General features: G+C 60.6%; 17 protein-coding genes. 1 reads left to right on the top strand and 16 read right to left on the bottom strand.

All coding sequences use genetic code 11. From position 1 onward, the window contains the following. Positions 1-12 precede the first annotated feature (12 nt). Entirely contained in the window at positions 13-14,379 is a 14,367-nt protein-coding gene (locus tag CFBP6623_RS27010; RefSeq protein ID WP_080842132.1) for a PLxRFG domain-containing protein, read from the top strand. Positions 14,380-14,425: 46 nt separating this feature from the next. Here CFBP6623_RS27010 and CFBP6623_RS06040 read toward each other — a convergent pair whose 3' ends face one another. From CFBP6623_RS06040 to CFBP6623_RS05965, 16 genes are all read right to left on the bottom strand, one after another. Further along, positions 14,426-15,733 (bottom strand): hypothetical protein, encoded by a 1,308-nt coding sequence (locus tag CFBP6623_RS06040; protein ID WP_080842133.1) that lies wholly within the window; start codon positions 15,731-15,733, stop codon positions 14,426-14,428. Next, positions 15,727-16,104 (bottom strand): HNH endonuclease, encoded by a 378-nt coding sequence (locus CFBP6623_RS06035; RefSeq protein ID WP_137002505.1) that lies wholly within the window; start codon positions 16,102-16,104, stop codon positions 15,727-15,729. The genes CFBP6623_RS06040 and CFBP6623_RS06035 overlap by 7 nt, the downstream gene beginning before the upstream one ends. A gap of 373 nt (positions 16,105-16,477) precedes the next feature. Beyond that, the gene (locus tag CFBP6623_RS06030) at positions 16,478-17,644 is read right to left on the bottom strand and encodes a tail fiber domain-containing protein (protein WP_080842134.1); all 1,167 of its coding nucleotides are present in this window, start codon (positions 17,642-17,644) and stop codon (positions 16,478-16,480) included. Between the two features lie 48 nt (positions 17,645-17,692). Then, entirely contained in the window at positions 17,693-18,142 is a 450-nt protein-coding gene (locus CFBP6623_RS06025; protein WP_080842135.1) for a GNAT family N-acetyltransferase, read from the bottom strand. After that, on the bottom strand, positions 18,139-18,384 hold the full coding sequence (locus CFBP6623_RS06020; protein WP_080842136.1) for a hypothetical protein: 246 nt from the start codon (positions 18,382-18,384) through the stop codon (positions 18,139-18,141). Before CFBP6623_RS06020 ends, CFBP6623_RS06025 begins: the two co-directional genes overlap by 4 nt. Continuing rightward, positions 18,381-20,120 (bottom strand): hypothetical protein, encoded by a 1,740-nt coding sequence (locus CFBP6623_RS06015; protein ID WP_080842137.1) that lies wholly within the window; start codon positions 20,118-20,120, stop codon positions 18,381-18,383. Before CFBP6623_RS06015 ends, CFBP6623_RS06020 begins: the two co-directional genes overlap by 4 nt. A gap of 18 nt (positions 20,121-20,138) precedes the next feature. Next, positions 20,139-20,708, bottom strand: coding sequence for a hypothetical protein (locus CFBP6623_RS06010; RefSeq protein ID WP_080842138.1), 570 nt, complete (start codon positions 20,706-20,708; stop codon positions 20,139-20,141). A gap of 9 nt (positions 20,709-20,717) precedes the next feature. After that, positions 20,718-21,725, bottom strand: coding sequence for a hypothetical protein (locus tag CFBP6623_RS06005; protein WP_080842139.1), 1,008 nt, complete (start codon positions 21,723-21,725; stop codon positions 20,718-20,720). Continuing rightward, a complete protein-coding gene (locus CFBP6623_RS06000; protein WP_208613755.1) occupies positions 21,725-22,003 on the bottom strand; it encodes a hypothetical protein in 279 nt (92 codons plus the stop codon). Before CFBP6623_RS06000 ends, CFBP6623_RS06005 begins: the two co-directional genes overlap by 1 nt. Next, positions 22,000-22,512 (bottom strand): hypothetical protein, encoded by a 513-nt coding sequence (locus tag CFBP6623_RS05995; RefSeq protein ID WP_080842140.1) that lies wholly within the window; start codon positions 22,510-22,512, stop codon positions 22,000-22,002. The genes CFBP6623_RS06000 and CFBP6623_RS05995 overlap by 4 nt, the downstream gene beginning before the upstream one ends. Further along, the gene (locus CFBP6623_RS05990) at positions 22,512-22,928 is read right to left on the bottom strand and encodes a phage tail fiber protein (RefSeq protein ID WP_137002504.1); all 417 of its coding nucleotides are present in this window, start codon (positions 22,926-22,928) and stop codon (positions 22,512-22,514) included. Before CFBP6623_RS05990 ends, CFBP6623_RS05995 begins: the two co-directional genes overlap by 1 nt. Then, on the bottom strand, positions 22,928-23,554 hold the full coding sequence (locus CFBP6623_RS05985; RefSeq protein ID WP_080842141.1) for a hypothetical protein: 627 nt from the start codon (positions 23,552-23,554) through the stop codon (positions 22,928-22,930). Before CFBP6623_RS05985 ends, CFBP6623_RS05990 begins: the two co-directional genes overlap by 1 nt. Beyond that, positions 23,554-24,255 (bottom strand): DUF6682 family protein, encoded by a 702-nt coding sequence (locus tag CFBP6623_RS05980; protein ID WP_080842142.1) that lies wholly within the window; start codon positions 24,253-24,255, stop codon positions 23,554-23,556. Before CFBP6623_RS05980 ends, CFBP6623_RS05985 begins: the two co-directional genes overlap by 1 nt. Before the next feature lie 3 nt (positions 24,256-24,258). Then, on the bottom strand, positions 24,259-24,714 hold the full coding sequence (locus CFBP6623_RS05975) for a hypothetical protein (protein WP_080842143.1): 456 nt from the start codon (positions 24,712-24,714) through the stop codon (positions 24,259-24,261). 62 nt (positions 24,715-24,776) lie between these two features. Beyond that, on the bottom strand, positions 24,777-25,238 hold the full coding sequence (locus CFBP6623_RS05970; protein WP_080842144.1) for a hypothetical protein: 462 nt from the start codon (positions 25,236-25,238) through the stop codon (positions 24,777-24,779). Positions 25,239-25,310: 72 nt separating this feature from the next. After that, complete coding sequence (locus CFBP6623_RS05965; protein WP_080842145.1) at positions 25,311-26,408, bottom strand: N4-gp56 family major capsid protein; 1,098 nt, start codon at positions 26,406-26,408, stop codon at positions 25,311-25,313. Between the last annotated feature and the right edge of the window lie 57 nt (positions 26,409-26,465).

The raw sequence follows: 26,465 nt of genomic DNA, 5'->3' as shown, positions 1-26,465 counted from the left end.
AGGAGCCCACGCATGCCTATCATCGTCGGTCTTGGCGGCAACGCCGAGTGGAATGATCCCCTGAACCTCTATGGTGGCGAAGCGCCGGGGCTTTCTCCCAAGACCGATACATCCAGCACATTGCCCGCGGGCATGTCTCAGCGCGATTGGGATGATACGGTCAACACGGTGATTGCCGAGGCAGCAGGCGAGGGCGATGACGGTATGGCCGGCGTGGCTCACGTCATCCGCAATCGTTCCAACATCCGCGGCAAGTCCATCGGCGACGTCGTGCGAGAGCCGGATCAGTTCACCGGCTACGCCAGCCCGGGCGCAAAGACCGTCGAGGCTATGCGCGATCCTGCCATGCGCGCCCGCGCCGAGGGCATCTTGCGCAATGTGCTGACCGGTGATGGTCCCGATCCGACCGGAGGCGCTGACCACTATCATGCAACGTCGGTAAACCCGGGCTGGGCCAGCGCCATGCCGGAAACTACGCGCATCGGCCAGCATATCTATTACAATTCGAAGGGCGAGAAGAAGGTTGCCGCTCCCGACGCTACGGCATTCGTCGCCGAAAAGGATGATTTGGGCCTCTACGGTCCCAAGGGGCAGTTCCGCGATCTTCTCCAGGGCGATGAAGGGAAGGGTACAAAGGTCCCGAACCCGAACGGTAAGGGGCTGGCCCGCCTCGTCCGCGAGCCGGAAGACGCGCCAATCGGCACCGGCGGCAAGCTGAACTTCGTGCATGCCGGTCAGGATAAGATCAATCCGCAGTTCGCCTCGATCCTTTCCGAGACGTCGAAGGCGATGGGTCGCGATTTCACAATCAATTCCGGCTACCGGTCGCCGTCGCATCGTGTCGAAGCCTCCAAGGCTGGCGGACCGGGCGAGCATTCCACCGGCACAGCATCCGATATCTCGATGAAGGGCATGAGCGAGGCTGAACGCGGCCAGCTCGTCCGCGAACTGTATTCTCGCGGCGCGCGTCGCTTCATCACCTACACCAGCAGCCCCGACATGCTGCACGTCGACATGAAGGATCAGACCGGCAAGGGCACGCCGTGGTTCATGCACGACAAGAGCAATAAGAACCTCGCAAAAGCACCAGCGTGGTTTCAGGAGATTGCAGCCAATCCCGGGCAGGCGGCCAAACCGAAGGGCGTCGTCGCAGACGAGGCTTTCAAGGGCAATGACCCCCTTGGTCTGTATGCAGGCCAGCCCAACCCATTTGAACAGGACGCCGCCAGCGCGGCAGAGGCCAAGCGCACGGCAGAAGCGCAGGCGACGGCGGAGACCGAGCGCCAGCGTGTCGCCGGCGAGGTGAGCGCCAACAATGACGCGGTGGCGGGGCAATTGGCTGGCCTCGAGGCCAAGACCCCGGGCCGATTTCAGGAAGTGCCGGAGAGCCAGCTCGCCACGTGGCAGGAGCAGTGGGACAAGGAGAACCGATCCAGCGGCACCGCTGGCGACTTGGTGCGCCGTTGGGGCGTGGGTGCGGCGAACACCAGCCAGTCGCTCGATAACCTTGGCAACCTCCTGCTGAACAAGATCCCGGGCGGTACATACATCAACGACGCGCTGGACGGCATTGACCGCTGGATGGGCGGCGGCACCACAGTTGCCGAGAAGCGGCAGGAGAGCATCGACCGCCAGAACGCCACGCTTTCGCCGGAAGGCGAGGCGGCGCGCGACAAGAAATGGTGGGACGACGAAAAGGGAACGCTGGGACCTGCATGGACCGATCCGCGCAGCTATCTTGGCACCATCGCCGAAAGCGGTCCGTCCACCGTCGCAAGCATGCTGCCATCCGGTATTCTGGCACGCGGTGCTTTCGTTACGACGCTCGCTGGTGGCGCATCGAAGGAAGTTGCCGCAGCTACCGCGGCCAAGACGGCCACGCTCGCGGGCGGCATTACTGAGGGGCTGCTGGGCGGTGCTGACGCGGCCTTGTCCGTCAAGCAGCGTATCGCCCAAATCCCGCGTGACCAGCTCGTGCAATCCGATGCCATCAAGCAGCTCATCGACAGCGGCATGTCGGAACAGGCGGCCATCGATGCAGTCAGCAGTGACGCGCAGACGCAGGCCCTCATCACCGCAGGCGTTGTTACCGGCGCGTTCGGTGGTTTCGGCGATCGCGCGCTGGCGAAGATCATCGCCGAGGGCGTCGAGGGTGGTGTTGCGCGTCGTGTTGCCACAGGCATGGCACGCGGTGCTGTGGCCGAAGGCTTGCTCGAGGAAGCTCCGCAGAGCGCCGGCCAGACTATTTCCGAGAACGCAGCCATGCGCCGCGTCAATCCGGATCAGGAGTTGACCGAAGGTCTCGGCGAATCCGTGGCGTCTGGTATCGCGGCCGGTGGCGCCATGGGTGGCGGTATGGGTGGTGCTGGCGGTCTCGCTCGACCTTCTGGCGGTACCGCAGCAGTTGGACCCGCACCTATTGAGCCGGAGCCTGTCAGACGTGGTCCATTGGGCCGCGCTGCCGAGCATGGGCAGAAGCGTGAAGCGGAGCGTGCTACAGCGGCGGACGCTGGTGCCCCGATTGATGGGCGGCCAGCCACAAAATCGACGGTCCGCGTTGAGGCGGAAGGCGTCGAGCCATTCATGGGCACCGTTGAAGGCTACGAGGGCGGTGAGGCCATCATCGTCGATTCCGGCAGCGGCGAAGTGTTCCAGGTGCCGATTGCCAACATCACCGAGATCGCACCGCCAGTTGGCGACTACCGGTTCCCCGAAAAGGCGGAAGACGGCATGCCGGAACTGTCCGCAGATCCGGCGCTCGAGCCCTTGGCTCCCATGGGTAGCGAGACGACGTCCGAGATGCCTCCGCGCAGCGAGGATATGGCAGCGACCGACAAACGGCCACTAAGGCCGCAACCCGGTCACCGTGTCATCGTGGATAGCCCGGAAGTTGGCAGGTTCCCGGCGCGCATCGAGCGTTACGAGAACGAGGGCAATGAGGCGCTCGTTGTCGACGACAAGGGGAACCCGTTTCAGGTGCCGACGACGGCCCTCAAGGTCAGCAGCCTTACGATGGCGCAGGTCGAGGCGCAGGACCTCGAGCGCAACCCGCCGATCGAGCGTGAGATCGGCGATGCCGGTCCAAATAGCCGCAAGCTGGGCGAAGCCACCGTAATCTTGCCAGACGACAATCATGCGGCGCTCTACGACTTCGCGAACCAGCGTCTATTTGAGATGCGGACCCATGGTCGGTCCCGGTTCGGTAATGACGGTGAACGGTTGCAGTTTGGGTCTCGAGCAGCACAGCGAGAGCTGGCGGACAAGTTTGGTATCTCCTTTGACGACGTTGGCGCTGTGGCTGATGACTATCGGTTCAGGGTGGAGCGTGCCGCGAAACAGGCGAAGTCCACGCTTCCCTTCAAGATGAATGCCCTCAATGACCGGCTGTTGAAGCAGCGGCAGGCGGCGCGGGCGAAAGAGGCAAACGAACCGCTGGTGCAGCCGGCCGATGACGGCGCTACGTGGTGGGACGTCGATTCGACCGCGCAGGACCGCAAGCGCGTGCTGGAACAGGCTGGCGTGAAGCGCTCCGAGCGCATGATGTGGCAGGGCATGACACCTGGCATCAAGAAGAAGCTGCTGGATGTGCGGGACGCGCAGCGCGCAGCGGTGGACGATGTTGCCACGCTATCCGGTGAGGACGAGGTGTCCGCGAAGATGCGGGCGATCGCCGATGAAATCGGCCAAGACGATGGCGCAGTGTACCCGGATCATGCGGAAGCCATGCAGGCAGATGCAGCGGCAAACGAGGCAGCCACGTCTCCAACAAACGATCTGCCAGAGCCGACAGCAGCACAGAAGGAAGCCGGAAACTACAAGGTCGGCCGACTGAAACTAGGCGGCCTCGATATCTCGATCGAGAACCCTGCAGGTTCGCAGCGTAAGGGTGTGTCATCGTCGGGCAAGGCTTGGTCCGTCGATATGAAGAGCCATTACGGCTACATTCGCGGCACCGTGGGGCGGGACAAAGACCATATCGACGTGTTTGTGCGGCCCGGTACCGAGACGCTCGACGATTCCTCGCCCGTGTTTGTCGTTGACCAGAAAGACCCGGCACGCGGTCGTTTTGATGAACACAAGGTTATGGCAGGGTTCGACAACGAGGCGCAGGCCCGCGCCGCATATCTCGAAAACTACACCGCCGACTGGAAGGGGCTGGGCGATATCAGCCAGACCACACTCGGCGACTTCAAGACCTGGCTGAAATCAGGCAAAACCACCGAGCCGTTCGCGCCGAAGTGGTTTGCATCGCAGGAGAAGGCCGAAGGCTATGTTGCGAAGAACCAGATGGGCAAGACCCATGAGGTTGTGCAGCGTGGCAAAAGGTTTGAGATATTGGAGCGCGAAGCAGAGGCGCGGGAGGCCTCGTCCGCAGATAAAAACCTAGGTTCCACCGATACGATCCCGCCAGTCGCCGATAAGGCGGACCGAAGAGCAGATATCGTTGCACCGAAGGCAAAACCGATTGTCTCGGAAAATAAGCTCTTCACCGACGACGCTGCAGCCAAGGCGCGTGAGTTGCTTCGCAAGAAGCTTTCGGGCAATACGCTGAACAGCGGCATCGACCCGGAGCTGTTGCAGGCCGGGATCACACTTGCCGGCTATCACATCGAGAAAGGTGCGCGCACCTTCGCTGCATATGCTTCGGCTATGCTGGCGGACCTTGGCGAGGGCGCGCGCCCTTACCTCAAATCGTGGTATATGGGGGTTAAGTACGATCCTCGCGCCACGGCATTCGACGGCATGTCGAGTGCGGCAGAGGTCGAAGCGACCGATGTCAACACCCTCACCGGAGCTACCAATGAACCTGAACAACTGGATCGAGCTGGGGCGCCAGCACTGGAAGGAGTTCCTGCCGAACCGGTATCGGGAACTGAAAACGGCCGGGATACTGGACGACGCGTTGAAGACGGCAGCGGAACTGACGTATCAGGAGGCAGACCAGCTCGAGCAGAGCGGGTTCCAGCCGGACGAGGCGTGGCAGATGGTCAGGGAGAACTATCTCCTGCTGCCGCCGGAAGGCAACCAGCAGGCCGAAACGGCCAGCCCAACTTCGCAGGATCTGATGAGCGCGGCGCGCAGCGGCCAGAGAACCGTCGAGATCAGGTAGAAGAAGGCCCGTTCGGGCCGATCCTTCGCGGCTTTGAGGGCAAGTGGCGTGACGCGGCACTCGAGCTTGAGCGCCGACAGACCGGTGACGCCATTGGTGCGTTGTCTCACCCCGATGTTGGTCCCATCGATCTGGTATGGGGCAGAGCGGGGAACAACCAGCACGACGGTTCCGGCCTTGCAAAGCTTATCGCCTGGCATCCGGAAGTCTTGGAAGATCTGCAAGGGTTTATCGACGGCTTGCGCGTCGATCCAGCGTCCAGAACAGAGCGCCGCATCCAGCTCGTCAGCGAAAATGGACGCGCTGGCATCAGGCTTGACTACGATCGCAATGCAAAAACGTGGCTGCTCACCGCGTATGACACCAACACGCCCCGACGCACCGAGAGAAGTTCACGCCGCCTCAGTGAAATATGGGCAGGCCGGTCTACGCCTGCATCGTCGGGAAAGAGTGCTGGTAAAAGCGCCAGGTCAGACACCGCCTCTACAAACCTGTCGGATGCCATCGCTAGCCGACAGACCAGCACCGATGAAAATATATCATCGACCCTCAAGGATGTCCAATCCGCCGCAGTGCCCGCGCAGCAGCGGCCGGCAGATTACGTCATCAGCGATGCCGACGGCTTGGGCGAGGGCGGCCAGAAGGCCAAGTTCCGCTCCAACGTGGCCGCTATCGAACTGGTGAAGCAGCTTGAGCAGGATAACAGGCCTGCGACCCGCGACGAACAGGCGGTTCTCGCCAAGTGGGTAGGCTGGGGCGGCCTGCGTGCCGCATTCCCGCGTGAAGATGGCAGCGTGGCGAAAGGCTGGGAGAAGGAAGCCGCCCAGCTCAAGGAGCTGCTGTCCAAGGAGGAATACAGCGCGGCCGAGTCCTCGACCCGCAACGCGCATTACACCGCGCCGGAGATCGTCGATGCGGCATGGGCCATAGCGCAGCGTCTCGGCTTCAAGGGTGGGCAAATCCTTGAGCCGTCCGTCGGTGCTGGTAACTTCCTCGGGCTGATGCCAGGCGATTTGCGCGGTGCGTCTCGTGTTACCGGCGTCGAGCTGGATCGCATCACCGGCACGATCGCCAAGAACCTCTACCCCAACGCCAATATTCAGGCCCCGATCGGCTTTGAGAAGCTGACCGTGCCCGATTCCTATTTTGATCTAGCGATCGGCAACCCCCCGTTTGGTTCGGAGAGGCTTTACGACAAGGATCGGACACACCTCAACAAGCTGTCCATCCATAACTTCTTCTTCGCAAAGGCGATCGAGACGCTGCGCCCGGGCGGCGTGCTTGCCATGGTCGTGACCAATCGTTTCCTCGACGGGCAGTCAGCCGCGGCGCGCAACATGATCCAGAGCAAGGCCGATTTCATCGGTGCGATCCGGTTGCCGAACAACGCTTTCCTCAAGAACGCCGGTACCGAGGTGACGACGGACATCGTCATCCTGCAGCGCCGTGAGGAGGGCACGGCTCCAAAATCGAGCGAGTGGCTCGAGGTCGTGGATTATCGCGGCAAGGACGGCAACACGGTGCCGCTCAACAAGTATTTTGCGAACAATCCTGACATGATGCTGGGCGATTTCGGCGGCTACGGTTCCATGTATGGACCGAACGATCCTGCATTGGTCGCACGCGGCGGACAGGACACACCGGCGGAGCTGGCAAAGGCCATCGAGAAGCTGCCGCAGGACATCATGGGCGATACAGGCCCAGCGAGGGTGACAGAAACTGTCACCGTGCCGGAAACCGTCAATGACGTGCAGGTTGGCACCATGTTTGCCGCGCCGGATGGCTCAATCCATCTGCGCACCGCCGATCATATCGGCCAGCCGACCTCGCAGGCGGTGGCGTTCCCGAACGAAACGGCCAAGGAGCGCGTCTCCGGCATGATCCGTGTCCGCGACGCCTTTGCCAAGCTCCGGCGGGCACAGATCAGCGATACCGCCAGCGATCAGCAGATTGAAAACCTAAGAAACAGGTTGAACAGTCTGTACGATGGCTTTGTAAAGTCTCACGGTCCTGTCAATTCTGACGCAAACAAACGCCTGTTCCGAGACGATCCGACATGGCCGCAGATAAGCGCGCTCGAGCAGTCGTTCGATAAGGGCCTCAGCGCCGCGATGGCAAAGAAAACTGGCGAGAAGGCCCGTGTGCCGTCGGCTGAGAAAGCGGCTATTTTCTCCCGCCGCACCCAGCAGCCTTATCGCCGCCCGACCAGTGCCACCAGTGCGAAGGATGCCCTCGCCACGGTGCTCAACGACTATGGCCGGGTCAACCTCGAGGCCATGTCGCAGCTCTACGGCAAGACGGTGGGCGCCATAGTCGACGAGCTGGGCCCGCTGGTCTACCGGACCCCGACCGGCGCGTATGAGACCGCCGACCAGTATCTCTCCGGCAACGTAAAGCAGAAGCTGGCCGAGGCGGAGCGTGCCGCAGAGCATGATACCGAGTTTCGACGCAACGTGAATGCGCTGCGCGACGTCATCCCGGCAGACATCGAGGCGATCGACATCGATGTTAAACCGGGTGCGCCGTGGCTGCCTGCTACCCACGTCGAAGACTTCATCAGCCAAATTGGGCAGGGCGCGGTAAAGCCGCGGGCGTTCTATTCCGCCGCCAATGCGAAATGGGACGTCACAGTCCCGCAGGTTACGCCAGCGGCGCAGACGCAATGGGGAACCGACAGGGCAGGCGTCGGCACCGTTTTGAGTGCCGTGCTGAACGGTCAGACCATCACCATCCATGATCGCACCACCGACGGTAAATCCGTGGTCAATCAGGCCGCTACGGATGCGGCGAACGAGAAAGCCGAGCGCGTCAAGGCAGAGTGGCGCAAGTGGCTGTGGCAGGACGACAAGCGCCGCGACGAGCTGGCGCGGCTCTATAACGACACGTTCAATACCGACGTCATCCAGCAGTTCGACGGCTCGCACCTCACGCTCCCGGGCAAAGTGGGCGATGACATCATTGAGCTTCGCCCGAGCCAGAAGAACTTCATCTGGCGGACGCTGCAGAGCGGCACCGCTCTTGCCGATCATACCGTTGGCGCGGGGAAGACATTCGCCGCCATCGCTTCCATCATGGAAAAGCGCCGCATCGGGCAGGCCCGCAAGCCCATGCTCGCTGTTCCGAACCATCTGGTGGGCCAGTGGGCCGCAGATTTCGTCCGGCTCTATCCCGGTGCCAAGGTGCTGGCAGCAACGAAACAGGATTTTGAGAAGGATCGCCGCAAGCGGCTCTTCGCCCGCATCGCCACCGGCGATTGGGACGCCGTCATTGTTGCGCACTCCTCGTTCGGCCGCATCGGCATTGATCCGAACTATGAGGCGAAGTTCATCCAGCAGCAGATGGACGATCTCGAGGCCTCGCTGGCAGAGGTGCGCCGTGAGACCGGCGCAAAGAGCCGGAATGTCGCGCAGCTCACCAAATGGCGCGACAATCTCAAGGCCAAGATGGAGCGCCTGCTCGATTCAGGCCGGAAGGATGACGGGCTGACGTTCGACGAGCTGGGCGTTGATGCGCTCTATGTCGATGAGGCGCACGAGTTCAAGAACCTCGCTTATTCGACGTCGATGCAGCGCGTCGCAGGTCTCGGCAACATGGCCGGCAGCGCGAAGGCGGCCGACCTCTATATGAAATCCCGATTCGTGCTGGAAAAGACCGGCGGCAACAACCTGGTATTCCTGACCGGCACGCCGCTCTCCAACACCATGGCGGAAATGTTCACCGTCCAGCGTTACCTCGACGAGCAGGCGCTGCGCGCGATGGGCGTGTCGCACTTCGATGCCTGGGCGCGTGTGTTCGGCGAAGTCGTCACCGATTGGGAGCTTTCGCCGTCGGGTCAGTACAAGCTCAACAGCCGGTTTGCGAAATTCGTGAACGTGCCCGAGCTGATGCAGCGGTACCGCAGCTTTGCCGACGTCATCACGAACGATGACATCAAGGCGCAGCTGGCGGCGCTGGGCAAGGTGTTCCCGCTGCCGAAGGTCAAGGGCGGCAAGCCTACCAACGTCGTCGTAGAGCGCTCGCCGGACCAGGCTGCGTTCATCGGTGAGGGCCAGCCCGACGATGACGGCAATCTCGTATTTCCCCGCGGCTCGCTGGTATGGCGCGCCGAGAACCTGCCGAAGAAGGCCGAAAAGGGCAAAGATAACATGCTCAAGGTCATGTCGGACGCCCGCAAGGCGGCGCTCGACATGCGGCTGATTGACCCCAGCTATCAGGATCATCCAAAATCAAAGGTCCATCGGGCCGCCAACGAGATGACGCGGATCTACAAGGCGTCCACGGATCAGCGCGGCACCCAGCTCGTCTTCATCGACCTGTCCACGCCGAAGAAAGCACAGGCGGCGGAAGCTGCTCGCCTTCGTGACCTGATGGAAAAGGCGGACAATGGCGATGAAGCCGCTATCGAAGCGCTCGACAAGGTGTCTCCCGACGAGCTTCTGGCGCTCGAAAGCACGTTCTCGGTCTATGATGACCTGAAACAGAAGCTCATTGATCGCGGCATTCCCGAAAACGAGATCGCCTTCATCCATGACGCCAGCACCGAGGCGCAGAAAGAGGAGCTGTTCGGCAAGGTCCGCTCCGGCCGCGTCCGGTTCCTGTTTGGATCGACGGCCAAGATGGGCGCCGGTACCAACGTTCAGAACCGCCTCGTTGCGCTTCATCACCTCGATGCGCCGTGGCGACCCTCTGACCTCGAGCAGCGCGACGGGCGCGGCGTGCGGCAGGGCAATGAGCTTTATGCCGCCGATCCCGAAGGCTTCGAAATCGAAATCCTCCGCTATGCCACCAAAAACACGCTCGACGCGCGCCAGTGGCAGACCATTGAGGCCAAGGCCCGGTTTATCCAGCAGGTGCGCAAGGGCGACATGAAAACCCGCGAGATCGAGGATATCGCCGGTGAAGCTGCGAACGCTGCCGAGATGAAGGCCGCAGCGTCCGGCAATCCGTTGATCCTCGAGGAGATGGACACGCGCCGCAAGCTGCGCCAGCTCGAGGGGAAATCCGTCGAGCATGACAGGGAGCAGCACCGCATCAAGGGCAAGATCAAATCGCTCGAGAGCGAGGCCGAACGCTTGCAGCGCAATATGCCCGCGGTGGAAGCCGATGCCGAGCTTGCCAGCAACGCCCCGGCTGAGTTTACCGGTACCGTCAACGGCGAGACGTTCGACAAGCGCAAGGAATTCGGCGCAGCGATCATCGCGGCGATGCGAAAAGAGTTGATCGACAAGGAGGGCGTGCGCGACATCGGCGAATACGCCGGCTTCAAGATTGGTATCGATCCGCTGGGCTATGGCAGGGCATTCAATGTCACGCTCGAGGCCGGTCGAGAATATACTGTCCCGGTCGATGACGCATCAGACGTCGATGCGGCAGGCCTTGCGCAGCGCATCGTCAACACGGTGAAGCGCCTGGCTAACCTGCCAGCGTTTGAGAAGGAACGCGCAGCGGAGATCAAGGGGCAGATACCGGACCTGCAGAAGCAGATCGGGGTGTGGGAAGGTGCACAGGAGCTGGCTGATACGGCGACGCGGCACCGCAGCCTGCTCGACGCGCTCAAGCCTCAGCCCAAGGGCAAAAAGCCGGCCGTCAAGGTAGAGGCGGGCGAGGTGGACGCGCCGATCGCCAACAAGCGGCCGGATCCTGTCGTCATCGCCTTGTCGAACGATTTGCAGACCGTCGGCATTCCGGCAGCGCCGGCAAGCACCGCTATCTTCCAGTGGGCGAAGGACACAGTGGCCCGTTTTGGCAGGAACGGGCACGAGTATCTGATGGCCGTTGATGACGATGGCAGTGTCGTAGAGTTTGGTACCGCGAAGAAGAAAGACGCGACCGGGATCAACAATAAGCTCCATGGGGCGCTTTTGAACCCTGACCGGCGCATGGTCGTGTTCCACAACCATCCCAGCAATACGCCGCTCAGTGTCGCCGATATTTCTATGCTTGCGATGCCGGGGCTGCACTCGGTTTGGGCTTTTGGTTCCAATGGCATGCAGATGCGGGCGGCGCTGACACCAGAGGCGGAGGCCGTTGCCCGCCCCGCATCGGACCCGAACGAGACGGTGGCAACGTGGCGTAGCGCCATGGCGGATGCGCTCGAGCAGGTTGACGCATTCCTAAGACCGTTGGTCGCGCAGGGCGTCGTAGACGTCGAAACGGGCAACGAGGCTTATAGCAGCGCTCCTTCACTTTTGGCTGAAAAGGCCGGGATTATCGACATTTCCAGCAACACGAAGTATGATGTTTCCGCCATCGAGGGCTTGGACGCGAAGCTCGATAAATTGGCGGTCGCGATCAAGGAACAAGTCAGCGATGGCACCACAGACAACAATCAGGGGATTTCACGGCGACCCGCCCGCGACGTTCGACACGTTGCAGAAGTGGAAGGACTGGCACGCATCGGTGAGCCAGTGGCCCGCCCGCGATCCGGACCGGCAGGGCTATCTGAAACAGGCTCGCCAAATTATCAGGGAAAAGAGCGCCGAGCCGAGCGCGAGCCCCGACGCGTCGAGCGAGTAACACAGTCCCGCATCGTCGAGGAACTGAGCGGCAAGCTGACCGATTTTCAGCCCGCTCTCCTGAAAACCATCCCATTGAACTATTTCAGCGAGTTGGCTCGCTCCAACATGACAGCGGTGGGCGACTATCTCCGCGTCAAGCGGCTGATGGATGCGTTCCGAGGCACGAAACATGCCGAGGCGGATGCCGTGGCACAGGAATGGCTCAAATACACCCGCCTGGGCTTTGCCGGAAAGGACAAGGCAAAAGCGCAGGTCTTGGCCGATCTGATGCATGACGCCACGCTGGCGGGGATCGATCCTTCGCAAGTCGATGAAGAGACCCGCGCGAAGGCTGGTTATGACTATCTCCGCAAGCGGTATATGGCGTTGCCCCCGAAGGGCAGGGAGCTTTTCCAGAACGTCCGTGACGCCTATCGCGAGCAGGCCGAGCAGCTCGACGAGATCCTGCTCGACAACGTCCGGAAGGCGCAGGAAATCGCGCAGCAGAACGCAGAGGACCGGTACAAGCGGACCATGCAGCGCATCAAGGATGTGGGGCTGACCGGCCTCGACAAGAAGAACGCCGAAGAAGACGCCACCAGCGCATACAAGGCGGAAACCACGAAATCGCGCTGGGCGGCCAAGGCCAGACTGACACGGATGCGCGTGGCGTTCGAAGCCAGCCGGGTGCAGCCCCCGTATTTCCCCTTGGGCCGTTTCGGCCGATACTTCGTCACGGTGCGAGACATCGACGGTGCCATTCTCAGCTTCTCGAAGCACGAGAACGTTGCCGAGCGCGACCGGATGGCGCGCGAGATGCGCGACGAATACCCGGCCGGCAAGGTCGAGGTGGGCGTGATGGAGGCTGGCAGCGACATGCGCAAGGCCATGGACCCGCGCATCGTCGCCGAGATAGAGGAAATTCTCGGCGGCGCAAATATCGGCGGCGATGTGATGGATCAGATCTGGCAGCGTTACCTCGAGTCGATGCCGGACCTGTCCACCCGCAAACGGTTTATCCACCGCAAGGGTACGTCCGGTTTCAGCAAGGACGCGCTGCGCGTGTTCTCGTCACACATGTTCCATGCCGCTCACCAGATGGCACGCCTCAAATATGGCCTCGAGCTGCAGGAGCTGGTGAACAAGACCGTTGATCAGGCGAAGGAAGCGGATGACCAGACCAAGGCCATGACGCTCGCCAACGAGTTGTCGAAGCGGCACGATTGGGTAATGAACCCGACCGGCAGCAAGGTGGCGCAGACAATGACCAGCATGGCATTCGTCTGGTACCTGGCTGCATCTCCCGGCGCGGCGCTGGTGAACATGACGCAAACCGTCATGCTGGGTCTACCTGTGCTGGCGGCAAAGTTCGGCGGGTTCAGGGGCGCGGCGGCAGCGATCAGAAAGGCATCAGCCGATTCAGTCGCCGGCCGCGGCAGCGTAGTCAGCGACCGGCTCTCCGGCGATGAGAAGCGGGCTATGGAAGCCTTCTACGAATCCGGCCTGATCGACAGGACGCAGAGCCACGACCTTGCCGGCGTCGGCGAAACAGGGGTGGAATACACGCCGCTGCGCGCCAAGGTCATGGAAAAGATTTCGTGGGCGTTCCACCGCGCCGAGGTCTGGAACCGCGAGGTGACGGCGCTGGCCGCCTATCGCATGGCGCGCGAGGCGGGGCAGAACATGTCGGAGGCGATCGACACGGCCCACGACCTGACATGGAAAACCCATTTCGACTATTCCAACAGCTCGAGGCCTGCGGTGCTGCAGAACGACTTCGCCAAGGTCGCTCTGGTGTTCCGCCAGCACAACATTAACATGCTGTATCGCGTGATCCGCGATATCCACCAGTCGTTCAAGGGCGAGACGCCGCAGGCCCGCCGCGAGGCGCGGTACCAGCTCGCCGGCGTAATGGGTATGATGACCGCTATGGCGGGTGTCACCGGCACGATGGGGTTCAGCGTCGCCATGATGATTGCAGGCGCGCTGTTCGGTGATGATGATGACCCGATGGCGTTCGAGGATCAGTTCAAGGCTGACGTGGTGGACATCCTCGGTCCCCAGCTGGGCGGTGTGCTGCTGAACGGTGTCCCGGGTCATTATCTCGGCATCGACCTGTCGTCGCGCATCGGCATGCCGGATCTGTGGTTCCGGTCGCCGACGCGCGAGTTGCAGGGCAAGGCCGAGTTCCAATACTGGCTCTCGCAGAGCCTCGGGGCGACCGTCAGCCTTGGCGAACAGCTCTATACTGGCTTCAAGGTCATGACGGACGACGGCGATATCGCCCGCGGCATCGAAATGATGGCGCCAAAGGCGGTGCGGGACTTGATGAAGGCTTACCGCTACTCGCAGGACGGTCTCGCGACGATCGGCAAGGATCAGATACTCCCGGCCGACCAGATCGACGCAACGGACATCGTTGCCCAGGCGATGGGCTTCACCCCGGCGAAAATCTCCGAGACGTGGGACCGCAACAGCGCCCTGAAGAACGCCGAAACCCGCGTGAAGCAGAAGCGTCAGAGGCTGATCAACAAGTGGGCGATGGCGACAATGGCGGGAGATAAAGAGGCCGCGGGCGAGGCGCTGGACGGCATCAAGGCCTTCAATGCGGTGAAGGTGCATGCAGGGTTCCCGATTAAGGCCGAAACGCTCAAGCGCTCGATCAAGACGCGGACAACAAATGCCGCGAAGCGGGAAGATGGGGTTCTGATCGGGAATAAGGCTCTCGGATCGGCGCTGCGCGACAGGCTGGCCGATCCGGTCTATCGATAGGCGTCAGTCACCAAGACCGATGACGCCAGAATAGTCTACGGTGTTATTAAGGGTTTAGGCCGTATGATCTTTGGCGTTCTCTCAAATTCTCTTGAATGGCCGTTGGCCACTGCCATTCTGGCACGCCAGCCTGCTGCAATCCGGCGGCTACTTCGTCGATAGACGCTCCCTTCTCCAACGCTGTTTCCGCCTGCGCCAGAGCTTCCTGCTGAGAGGCGTCGGATGGGGACGATGCGCCGACACCGGGGGCGTCAGCCTCCGACAAACGCTTCAACTCTTCCACCCTCCCGCGAACACCCTGGAAGTGGTCAGGGAGGCCGCGAATACGTTCAGAGGTTTGCGCCGGCTTCGCCTTCGTGTCCGAGCCCGAGGGTTTCGCCTCAGGTTTATCTGCCGGGGCCGGCTTTGGACCGGATGCGACAGGTTTGCCGATTGCCGTGTCCACGAGAACCTTCTTCTCAGCTGGAGCTGGTGTGGTTTGCCCCATAAGTCCAGGCTGGCCCTGTTGGAGTTCCAACTCTTGTTCGATAAGTTTTTCCTGCTGTGGCCGGGGCAAATCATCGAAGGATGTCTCATCGCCGACGAGGCCGCCGTCGAGACGTTTGCGCAACGAGGTTATAGCCGCAGCACGGTCTTTTGTTTGCCCGAGCCCATATTGGCGATCGATCTTCTTTTTCTGTTCATAAACTTTCAGCTCAGAGGCCTGTTTTCTCGCCTCTTCCTGCTGCTTAGCCCATGCGCTGGCTGAATCGGGGCTGAAATTCCCAGCAACGAATCCCGGAATGTCTTTTATATCGAATGTTTGGGTAATGGGCTCCCCGTCGGGACGGGCGATCTTGATGGTAACGCCCGGGTTGCCTGTGTACGGATTGGTGCCCTGAGACACCTTCGTGAAATTGTACCCCTCTCCAAAATAGCCTGGTATCTGCGCGCCTTTGTTAAGCCAATCTAGCCCTCCGTCCACATCGCCCATTGTGAAAAGGCGAAGCGAATTCATGAAAGCGCGAGAGCCGGACTGAGTGTTCTTGTCGTCGGCCCATTTCTGAAAGTTCGTAGCGCCCTGGATATCTCCATTCAACTGCATCTGTCGGATGCGTGGCTGAACAAAGCCTTTTTGGTAGGCATTATCGAAATCGGCGTCGCTTAGAATGCCGTCTTTAACTTTCTGGTCGAAGTCGGATTGGAAACCCTTCGCCAGCGTGTCAGCCGCATTCCTTTGCTCCAAAGCGCGATTATATTCCGCATCCTCTCGATCTGCCAAAACCTTGCGCCTATCAGCGTCGGCGCGGGCCTCCTTAAGTTGCATGCCCTTCTGGAAGCTATCCATGAACCCGCCAAGACCCGAACCTAGCATGCTATGTCTCCCTCTTCCTGCTCCAACCAACTCCAAGAGCGGCCTTCTCTGATACTGGAAATATGTGATGGCGTGACACCGAATTTCTCGGCAAGAACTTTCCCGCGGATTGCCCCGCTTGATCGTCGGATATATCGCACGTTGTCCTCGGTCAGCTTGACCATGCTGTGACGCTCCCCGCGATTATGGGTGCCGTGTAAGAGCTTGTCGCCGTTGTTCTGTTTGGTGGTGGCCCACCTCAAACAACCGGCAAAAAAACAGGAGGGATTACCGCAATTGTGGGCGGCTTCATGCTCAGGAGACGGAGGAGGTCCGTTGACCGCCTCGCAGACGAAACGATTGACAAGGATGCGGGTGCCATCAACCTTCATCTGCCCATACCCAGCGCCGCATGTCGTAAAGGGCCACGGGTAGGAACATCCATCGTGCATGTGGTTATAGACATAAGCTAATACACTGCCTTTAGACGGGCGTGGGCGCCCACCTTTCAGTGGGTCTCCATATCGGCAAAGGCGATGATAATGGGCTGCACATAATCCGCCGTTTAGGCGCCCGCCTGCGCCGCAGACCGTGCAAACAGCGCAGCCTTTGATGTACCCACGACGAGTTATATCTGTTGTCCCGTTTCTGGAGTTTCTCGCATAGTGCATTTTGCACCAGCCACGAGCGCCCCCGGCGCGCCAATGCGAGTTCCCATCACAACCGTCTACAGAGCAGGATTTGACCGTTATCGGGCTAGCTTTCCTAGGCACTATAAGCCTCCGGCAATTTCTTCTTTTTGGATGTTGTGGACGCATTTTGCCCGATCGGCTCAACGCCGCCAAGTCCGAAAGCTTCAATCGTCGCATCGAGCTTGGTGTCGAGGTCCTGCACCGCCTTCATTGTGATGCCGATTGCGTCCTGCACCGGGATCGTCTTGCCGTCACCTTTGCCGGTGGCGCGCTGGAAGTCCTGCGCATAGGTGCCGATGTGGTGGCCTCCGTCAGCCACCCCTTCCTTGTAGTCCCATTCTTCGACCGGCATGGAGTTGAGAGCATCAAGGGCTTCGCCCTCGCCAATCTCCTCCTTGTTCTCCTTCAGCTCCTCGTCGGAGAAGATCAGTCCGCCAACGCCGCCTAGGAAGCTGCCTATGCCAGCCGCATTCTGCGCTTTCATCTGCTGCTGCGCCTTCCAGCCCTCGAGTTGCAGGCCATACTGCTGGTTCAGCGTGCTTGCCTGACCAGCGTAACCCTGCATCGCGCCGCCGTACCCAGCGTTCATAATCGTGGATGCTGCGAGTGCCTGGCTGTTCGTTCCCTGCGCACCGCCAAGTGCTGCGCCGCTCGCCGCGACGCTGCCTCCGGCGCCGGCGGCAGCTTGTGCCGGAAGGCCTTTGCCAAGATTGACCACGTCGGCTTTGAGGGCGAGACCTTTATCACGCACCGCCTGCCGGGACGTGTTGGCCGCTCCAGCCTCCGCCAGCGTCGTTCCGAGATCGGATGCGGCCTGCACCCCTGCGAAGCGCCCGCTGCCCGGCGTGACGCCCATGGACGAATTTGCGCGCTCCGTTGCGGCCCGGTTATTCGCTGCGGCGGTCTGGACGTCGGCGCGGGCCTCGGCTGCAGCTTCGGATTGCCGCTCCTCTGTCGCGTAATTGGTCGCTTCCTTGATGAAGTCGTCTTCGATGGGTTTGTAGACCGAATTATATCGGTTCCGATCCTCTCGCGACCAATTGGCCTGATCCGTTGCGAGCCCCAGCTGTTGCTGCGTCACCTTGTTGGTGAGATCGTCGAGTTCTTTCTGTCGGTCCTGCGAGATCGCAAATGCGTCTCGGGCAAAACTCAGCCACGCTTCGCCCGTTTCTGCCTGTTTGAGTGCCGCTGCGCCGATCTGCGGATCGGGAGCCGGTGCGGAGGAGCTGCCTTTGCCCATGGATGTGCCTCTTCGAGAATTGAAGTGCACTCATGCGCAATGAATTTCTTATAGCGCGGGCTTGCCCGTTTTTCCAGCGAAGCGTTGCGGCAGCCAGCGGCATTCCCGCCGGAGCATGCCGTAGACGATCAGATCTTCGCCTTTCTCTCCCGCCTCGCGTAAAATGCCTTCGCGCTGGAAGCCGAAATGTTCGTTAAAGCGAATGGCGTCGGCGTTGTCGACCGAGACGAAGGAGTTGAGGCGGGGATAGTCGAGCTGGATGAAGGGGTAGGCGAATACCCGGAGGATAAGCTCACGCGTGATCCATTTTCGGCCGCCATCGGACACGACAGAGACCCAACATCCCGTCGTGGTGAAGCTGTCGAACACGACAACGCCGTGCAACCCCTCGTCGGATCGAACGCCGATCGCCGCTGCATCGTCGCGGAACTTGATTCCGCCGTGAAGCGTTGCCCAGCCCAGCATTTCGTTGGTGGGGCTGTAGACGACTTGTTTCAACGGAGGATCCTTTTCTGGATCGCCAAGGCGATGCCGTTAAGGCGCTTCGATATGTCCTCGATGTCTTTTTGAAGGGCGTTGAAATCGGTCATGGTGGGGGCGGCGGTGAGCTGCGCCGATTTGAGTTTGTTGCTGATCTGTAGCAGCTCGCGCAGGTCCTCGATCCGAACCGCGGCCTTGTCTCGGTTGCCCCTTCGCGAACCGTCCAACACCTCGAGCTTTTCGAGCTGCTCATTGTTCATGCGAGGGTCCTCAGTTCGTCCACCGAAGAGGCCATCGCAATGCGGCTGATCGCCACGTTGGACGACACCGCAATTTCCCAAATTCGGGCCATGCTCTTCGCGGGAAGGCGCTGGACAGCGTCCGTCCTGTCGATAACGCGGACGAGTTGGCCGTCACCAAATACGCTGACCGAAATACTCAGATACTCCGGCAGCGAGAGCATGGTGTCGCCATTGACGGGATACTCGTTCCAGCAATGCTCGTTCAGCGCTGAGTTCAATTCGCCACTGGCAAATATGGCGGCGTTTTCCTCTGCAATACGCTCACGATCGGCGATGATGCTGGGATCAACCGTGGCAGATCCGAGTTTCCCTCGATCGACGAGGATTGCGCCGAAATTCATCGGGCGAGGGAGCCACCATTCTTTAGAGCGCCAGACCATCGTTTCCGGAGGTCCTTCCGGCGGGTCGAACCGATAGATGCTCGTCTCTCCCGGCCGGGTGAAATAGAGCGCTGAATCGGTAACATCGAAAAAGCACGCGCTCATGATTTCGGCGGACCGCATTAGAAAAGGCGTCGCACCCACAGTAACGAACACGCAACCTGCGACGCGCTGATTTTCGGTCTCCGTGTCGTAGAACAACGCGTATGCGCCCGAATATTGCGCCCCTATCGCCGTTGCGGGCGACAATTTTAGCCAGTCGTGAGGGCGGAAAATCTCCCGCGTCACAAGGTTAACTGATCCGTCGCCGCCCACGGCTACAAGTCCATCATTGCTCGGATAGCAGATCGCAAATCCGAGATCCGCTACGCCGCGCGGATTGATGCAAGGAAAATTCGATTCGAGCTTTTGAGACTGCATCGAATCCGGATGGCTGCCGGTCATAACGTAGGGATTGGCCTTCGTCATGACGACGAGCACGCTTCCGATCGAACCGAGTGCAACCACGTCGCTGTCACAGTTCAAAATGTATTTTTCCGGCCAGACATGTGGGCGCCATGGCTCGCAGAAGTACACGCTGCGTCCCACGAATGCCGCCATCATGCCATTCGGCATCACGGTAAGGCCGGTAAGTGCCGCTGGTGGCTCGTCCCAGCCGGCGGAGGGGAGAGCCTCCTGAAACGCGTCAACCGCGACACCGTCAACAAAGTTATCAGCCGCTGCGGGGCGTTCGGCGATGAAATACAAATAGGTCCCGGTGGAACCGGTCTGACTGCGGTAGATGCGCTGCTTTGTAATTTGTCGATCGGCGACAGGCATGGTGAAGCCCGAAAGCGTCACATCCTGCCCGGGTTTCCAGTCCACAATGCCAGACGCGGGCGACGGCGCAGTCTCCTCGCCGAACTCAGTGACAAATGTGTAGACGTAGGTTCGGCTTTGGGTATCTCCCGTGCCCGCGCCGGTGACTGTTGCTGTCAGCGCGGTGGCAGGCCTTGGCACTGCGAGATCGTAAATATCATCGTCAATCCGCATTTTGGGAGCGCCGTCACCGGTATAGTAGAGCCGCTCTTGCGCTACCGGTCCCGGTGCCGCATCGACAACCACAGGCCAAGACAGCCAGGCTCCGTTGTGGCGATAGATCGTTTTGGCTCCAGCCTCGACGAAATAACCGGTTTTGCCTGATTTTCTTAAAGGCGTCAGCCCGCCATCATCGAGGCGTGCATTTACGGCTTCCTGTGCCGCGGTTTCCGGCAGAAGGCGAGGAAGGATAAGCGGACGCTCTCCAATAAAGGCTGAGATGTTAATGGCTGGCATCGGCCGCCACCTCCCGGTTTACGCGATTTCGGCCTGCCGCCACATGGTATCAACCTGCAACTCCGTCAAATTGAGTGAGGAGGCGATCAGCACCAGTGTCGGATGCGTCCGTTCAAATTCGCTGGCGTCAGCCCATTCGATTTGAGCTTCTTCCTTTTCAAGTCCTTCCGGCAGCGCTGCGATTGCAGCGTCCACCGCTGCAAGGGATATTCCATTTCGAACAAGCGTCAACCGTAATTGGCGGCGGGTAATAGGAGGGAACACGGCAGGCTCAGGAGGCGCAGCCACCAGCGCCCCTCCCTGATAAAGCAGTCCCTCCGCGATATCGCCCGCATCGGCGTCAATGCCCAAAACGATCTTGTCATTCGGCACCATGCGGGACGGGTCCTGCTCGACGTTGGTAACCCTCAGAGTGACCGGATCGACCATCGCCCAAGCACCATAGATCGCTGTGAGGAAATTGCCCTGTTCGTCCCATGTCGTGAGACTGCGCCGCAGGTCGTACCAATCTTGACCGTCCTCATTGGCAAAGAACTGGATGCCGGTCGTGCTGGTGAGCTTGAAGTGGCCGAAGTTGACGATTTCCATGTGTTTACCTCAAGCGTTGTGTGCTGTGATCCAGCCGCGCACTGGGTCAAATAGTTGGAAGTAGCGGTAGCAGAAGTGCTTCATCCAGGCGTTGCTGCTCTCAACCCAAAAGCCGGTCACCGCGCTCCCGGCCGGGGCTTCCTGCCACAAATCGGCGCGCATGGTGAATTCGCCACGGGATACCCACCGGGTGTTCAGGTTAGCCACGCGGTCATTGGCCACCGCCCAGGCGCGGGAATCGGCGTGGGCTGCGGCGCGGTCCTCGATGCGGTTGTTCAAGTCGCCAAACTGAACATTCCAAAGAGCGCCGTCTGTGCCGACGCGGAATATCCCCCGGTTTCCGGAGAAGTCCCATATCCAAGTGCTGCCGTCTTCTCGGACCTGCAAACCTACGTCTCGCACACCTGGGTAAAGCATGCGGTGCGTGGGATAATTCTTGTTGACCGTGATATCCCCCGTGAGGGTACCGCCAGCCAGCTTCAAATATCGCCCATCGAACAGAGCCGTAAGCGCAGCCTTGATATTCCCCCACGTCGTGCGGAACATCGTGGAGGTGCCAGATAGTACCCCCGTGAAGGTGTCGCCGTCGTCGGGTGTTGTTTTGCCGTTCGCAGCAGCTACCGCCGCTCCAACGGTTGCAGTTGTAGTCCCCGGGGGCTTGTCGAAGAGGTCGTTGTAGGAGCCAGTGTAGGCTACCTCTTTTAGACCGTCTCGGTCGGCCAGAGCCGCGAATGCGCCGGCCGTGATGCGAACATCGATGCGCGCGCCGGCGGGGAACGCTTTGGCTGTTGTACCTTCTTGCGCGCGCTCGACGGTCAGCACGGCTCCGGCTCGAGCTGTGATCTTGACAATTTCCATATTGTTCGCGGCATCGATAATGGTCGCAGGTGTCCAATCACCGGCGACGAGCGCAGGAAATTTCCCTGCATCAGCACCTTGAATAGAGATCGTCGTCGCGTCGTCAGTGATGGATGCTGCCAACAGCGAGACAGCGTTGTTTCCGAGTTTAACACCCATCAATGGCACTCCTTGATTTTGAGATTAAAGACGAACTGTTTGGTCCGCCCTTCCTGCGTCGTCACCGTAACCGTCACAGTCGCCGTTTCGCCCAGCGCTCCACCGGATACCCAAACTTTGGCGTTTGTGTCGGTGTATTCCGTGCGATCAACGACGGCTGTTGAATTTGCGATGGTGGACGTTGCTCCGGACAGCCGATCGGGCGATGGCAGCCATCGAGCGAAATCGACGTCGTAATCGAGGACATCAGCCGGCTTCTTCACCATAAGGTCGGTCATGGCATCACTCCCCGGTCTCGAGGCAAGCGCATTACCGACATATCCCGCGGCACGATGAAGCGGCGCAGCTCGGGCGCAACAACCAGCGCCCGCATCGGCTGCACCCGAATGATCCGGTTCGGTGTTGCGCGACGAAGGTAGCGCCAAGACAAAAACGCCTCGCCATTGATGGTGATCGTGGTCGACGACAAGGCTGTGATGCGGCGAACGAGCTTGGTGCTTGTGGCAACTGCTACGGTTGTGACGGCTTGGGGCGCGACACGACGGGCGACGAACATGGACCCAGCGATGCTTATCTGCGCGGCAGCCACGGCACGCCGGCGCGCCGTAAGCAGTACCGAACCAGATATCGCCACGACAGCGGCGCAACTCGCGGCGATTCGACGGGTGAGGGAGAGCGAGGGGGCTATGACGGTCTGCGCCTCGCCCACCGTGTCCACGACGAAATTTCCGGTATTGACCGCAAAGGCGTTCACCTCAGCTCCATTGGTCGTGCCGCGGCTCTCCATCAGTTCACCGCGATATCGAGGTCGGTGGCATGGATGATGCACTCATCGGTGGGATTGAGTGTCTTCGGCGCGGTGAGGGCACCTTGAAACACCATTTCTCCCCCGAGCGGGTCGGTCCAAATCGCGAAATGCGTGACAGTAACGGGGGCTGCGCCGTCGTGGGGCGCATAGAGCAGTTCCTTCGCGTTGGTGCACGCTTTCCCGGCTGCCGCGGTGAAACCCGTTTCCACCGCGCCGCCCTGCGCTGCGTCGAGCCGGGTATATGCGGGCCAAGCAGCCGCAGCCACCTCCGACGTCCCTGCATTGCCGGGATCTGCGGTGTGCAGCGAGACATACAGCCGTGCTGGTGACACCGCGATAACCCCGCGGAGGAAGTGGTTCAGGATGGCGTTTGCGGCATAGGTGCTGGCTGGCATCAGTAAAAGCTCGCTTTCGTTCTCGGGCGCGCGCCCTGCTGGCCCTTGGCAACGATCATAGGCAGCCGGTCGAGGAACCGGCTGAATTCTGTGAGGAGGGCGGTTGCGTTTGCCGGGTTCGCGCCACCATCATCGTTCGGGAGCATCAGGGCTTTACCGGCCGCGCCCATGCCAATCTCCGTCGCATACTTGTCGAGCATGAAATCGGGGAGCGTCATCGCGCGGAGCGACGGTTTCAGGACAAGTCGAACGGACAGGGTGCCGGTGGCGCGTGGCGCGACCATGATTTTGCCAGGCGTAATCTGAGTGATGAAACGCGCCGGCGCTTCGTTCACGTTGTCGCTGTCCCAGCCCGGGTGATTTTCATCGAGCCATGCCGCTGACTGCGGGGTGAGGGGTACGCCGTTAAGCTTGGCGGCCTGTATCTTCTTTATCTCGGCGTCGCCAAAGGTGCTGAGGCATTCGCCGTCGATGTCGGTGATTTCGATCGTGTCCTTCTCGCGCCAGATATCGGCTTTTTCGCACACCTCGCGCGCAGCCTCGCGGATGCAGCGGTAAGCCGTCAGATCGGCGCAGTTCGGGACATAGGGCAGGACATGGGGCAGCATGTCGTCGATGTCGCGCATCACCGCCTCCTGTTCGGATTGGAGGAGGCCTCGCCCTGCACCTTGATGCCAAGAGCGGTGGCGAAGGTCTGATAGTGCGTCATGGCCTTGGTCGGATCGCCTGCGATGTCATCCTTGGAGAATGCCTTGAACAGTGCATAGTCGATCAGCGGCACGGTGTAGGGTTCCGGAAGCCCGATTTCGACGTCCCACGCCTCGAGCTTCTCGACATCCTTGTTCGGGATCGGCGTGACCTTCGCCGGGAGGTAGGAAATAGCGACTTCGACGATGCCATTGCCATCGTTGCCGGGGTAACATGCAAATTCCAGCGGCACGTTCTCGTCGAAGATGACCTGGCGCACTTCCTTGGTGAAGGGGACGTAGGCGGGATTGTGCCAGTTCGGCTCGTGCGAATCGAGCATGGCGCGCGCCGCGGTGCGGATCGCTCGGCCGCCGAGGTTCTTCACCGTGTCGATGATGTTCCGGTTCACGCCGAGGAGCTGGAGCGGCGTGACGCTATCGAGCGTTTCGGGGATCTTCTGATAGGTGCCCTGCTCGAGCGAGAACTGCGCAGTCTTTGCCGATGCCGAGGGCTTGGCAAGGACAATGGCCTTAACCGCATCATTGATGCAGTCGGCAAGCTCGGAAAGCGGCCAGCGAACATTGTCTTCGTCCAACAGCAGGACGCTGGCGCGCTTCATCACTTCACTCGCCTTCGGCATGGCTTACTTGCTCTTGTTGGTGGCCTTCTTGGCGGGAGCGGCTACGGGTGCCTGCTCGGGCTGCTTGTCCGCCTCGCCGACTGCCTGTTGGTCGCCGTCGAGAGCATTGGTTTCGTCGCCAGCGTTCGAGCCGTCATCGTCGCCGGTGCCTTCACCTTCCCCGGCGCCATCTCCCTCGGAGCTGGAACCGTCGTCATCGCCTGCGTCGTCGCCAGTGCCTTCACCTTCGCCGGTGCCGCCCTGTCCGGACAGGAATGCGGGGATTTCCTGATCGTCCTCGGGCGGAGGCGGATCGAGCGGGACCTCGCGGTAATGGGTGACGTTGAGGAAGATCGAGCGATGCAGAACGCTGTTCACCTCGTTGACGAAACGGCCATGCGTGTCGCGGTCGAAGCTATAGGTGATGCCACCCACCGTCTGTTCCGTTGCGCCCAGCGTGCATTCGATGACAGTCTTCATAGTTCACTCCTTGAAAGAAAAAGGGGCTTGGAAGCCCCTTGCCACATCCAGCCTTGAGGGGCTTACTCGCTGGTGAGGAAAACAGTCAGCCCGATAATACCCGGAGCGAAGGTGGCCGCGACCGTCGTGAATTTCACGCCGATGCCGCGATCCACGTTTGAGGCAGTGGTGCGGTATGCGGTCTTCAGTGTCGGACGAGCGACGCCGCCTGCCTGCGCCAGATTGGAGCCGGAGAAGAATTCCGCGCCGCAGGTGCGGGCGTTATCTTCCAGACCAAACGTTGCGCTCATGATGCCCACGTCGAAAAGAACGGTGGGAGCGCCGTTGGTGTCGAGATCATCCATATCGACGATGATTTCTGCGACACGGCAATTGGACGGGATGCAGGCCAACTCGAGAATGTCACCAGCGGCGGGCGCGGCGGTGAGCTGGTGCGAAAAGCGGATGGCAACAGCTTCGCCAGCCGTGGACGGGTAGGAAAGGGGTTCGGTCCCTTTGGCATATTTGCTCAGAATGAGCGTCATGAGCGTGTTCCTTTGGAGTTCGTGTCGCGGTGGCGAAGCGGATAAAGCCCGGGGCGAACCCCGGGCAGGTCATCAGGCGTTGGGATCGACGGCTGCGGTGTCGATCGACATCACGCCATAGTCGCGACCGTTGAAGCGGGTCTTCTTGACGCCGGCGATGACGCCAGAAGCAACGACCGGCTCATTGCCGTGGTCCTTGGTTTCTTCCGTCCAAGTGTAGCGGAAGCCGCCGGCGGAACCGAAGGCGATGACACCGCCCTGACGGCCGATGAAGAGCGCGCGACCAGCGGCGACATTGCCGCCAGCGCCGTAGTCGTTGAAGCGAATGCCCCATTCATGGCTGTGCAGGACCGTATTGCCGATCATCCCGAGGCCGCCCTTGAAGATCGGGCTTGCGCGTCCTTCGGCAGCCGCGGCGGCCTTCTGGATTTCGAGCCAGCCGCCCTGATCCTTGTTGCGCAGGTCATATTCCTGGAAGGGGTTCATGACGCAGACGTAGTGCGCTTCGCCATTGATCATGATGGGCATCATGTTGGCGTTCTTCGGATCCTTGGCCGACATCATGCGGGCCTTGGTCTGTGCGCGCTCGATCACAGCGCGGGACATGATGTCCGCCGAATCGAGGTTTGCCTTAGCGGTCGCATCGCCGCCGTAAAGGATATGATCTGCGTCGGGCGCTTCTATCGGGTTCTCGGCGTGGCCAGCCCATGCCGTCGTTTCGATGAAGTCTTCATTGATGCCGCGTGCGCCGGACATGTAGATGAAGATCATCTGATCGTTGAACTTCGACCAATAGTCGGAGAGGCGGTTCTTGCCGACCTGGCGCATGTTGTGGGCGGTACGCTTGCGGCTCATCTTGCCGCCAGCAGAGACGCCGTGGCGCATCTGGTCGATCTTGATCTGGTCGGTGAAGAAGCGAAGGCTTTCTTCCTTGCCCTCGAGGCGCTGGTCGCCATAGGTCGGGCGGTTGCGGAGCTGCACCGACAAGTCGAAGCTGATCTGGTCGCCCGCTTCCGACTCGAGGTCGGTCAGACGCTGGATCGCATATTCATCGGACGTGCCGATAAACTTACGGTCCCAATAGCTTTTCTTGGTGATGTCGATGAAGAGCGCGCCAGACCACTTTTTCTGCGCTTTCGGATCGCCAAAGGCAACCACAGTCTTGGTCATGAGTGATGTCTCCGGTTCAGGATCAAACAGCACTCATGCGCATCTGCTCTCTAAATA

The organism is Agrobacterium tumefaciens (assembly GCF_005221385.1).
GTDB classification, from domain to species: domain Bacteria; phylum Pseudomonadota; class Alphaproteobacteria; order Rhizobiales; family Rhizobiaceae; genus Agrobacterium; species Agrobacterium tomkonis.
Note: the sequence above shows the minus strand (reverse complement) of the source record. Positions and strands in the feature narration are given on the sequence as shown.

Bases quoted from the DNA above. Each gene is read 5' to 3' on its own strand.
- CFBP6623_RS27010 (WP_080842132.1), top strand. From the start codon at position 13: ATGCCTATCATCGTCGGTCTTGGCGGCAACGCCGAGTGGAATGATCCC.
- CFBP6623_RS06040 (WP_080842133.1), bottom strand. From the start codon at position 15,733: ATGCTAGGTTCGGGTCTTGGCGGGTTCATGGATAGCTTCCAGAAGGGC.
- CFBP6623_RS06035 (WP_137002505.1), bottom strand. From the start codon at position 16,104: ATGAAGGTTGATGGCACCCGCATCCTTGTCAATCGTTTCGTCTGCGAG.
- CFBP6623_RS06030 (WP_080842134.1), bottom strand. From the start codon at position 17,644: ATGGGCAAAGGCAGCTCCTCCGCACCGGCTCCCGATCCGCAGATCGGC.
- CFBP6623_RS06020 (WP_080842136.1), bottom strand. From the start codon at position 18,384: ATGAACAATGAGCAGCTCGAAAAGCTCGAGGTGTTGGACGGTTCGCGA.
- CFBP6623_RS06015 (WP_080842137.1), bottom strand. From the start codon at position 20,120: ATGCCAGCCATTAACATCTCAGCCTTTATTGGAGAGCGTCCGCTTATC.
- CFBP6623_RS06010 (WP_080842138.1), bottom strand. From the start codon at position 20,708: ATGGAAATCGTCAACTTCGGCCACTTCAAGCTCACCAGCACGACCGGC.
- CFBP6623_RS06005 (WP_080842139.1), bottom strand. From the start codon at position 21,725: ATGGGTGTTAAACTCGGAAACAACGCTGTCTCGCTGTTGGCAGCATCC.
- CFBP6623_RS06000 (WP_208613755.1), bottom strand. From the start codon at position 22,003: ATGACCGACCTTATGGTGAAGAAGCCGGCTGATGTCCTCGATTACGAC.
- CFBP6623_RS05995 (WP_080842140.1), bottom strand. From the start codon at position 22,512: ATGGAGAGCCGCGGCACGACCAATGGAGCTGAGGTGAACGCCTTTGCG.
- CFBP6623_RS05990 (WP_137002504.1), bottom strand. From the start codon at position 22,928: ATGCCAGCCAGCACCTATGCCGCAAACGCCATCCTGAACCACTTCCTC.
- CFBP6623_RS05985 (WP_080842141.1), bottom strand. From the start codon at position 23,554: ATGCGCGACATCGACGACATGCTGCCCCATGTCCTGCCCTATGTCCCG.
- CFBP6623_RS05980 (WP_080842142.1), bottom strand. From the start codon at position 24,255: ATGCCGAAGGCGAGTGAAGTGATGAAGCGCGCCAGCGTCCTGCTGTTG.
- CFBP6623_RS05975 (WP_080842143.1), bottom strand. From the start codon at position 24,714: ATGAAGACTGTCATCGAATGCACGCTGGGCGCAACGGAACAGACGGTG.
- CFBP6623_RS05970 (WP_080842144.1), bottom strand. From the start codon at position 25,238: ATGACGCTCATTCTGAGCAAATATGCCAAAGGGACCGAACCCCTTTCC.
- CFBP6623_RS05965 (WP_080842145.1), bottom strand. From the start codon at position 26,408: ATGACCAAGACTGTGGTTGCCTTTGGCGATCCGAAAGCGCAGAAAAAG.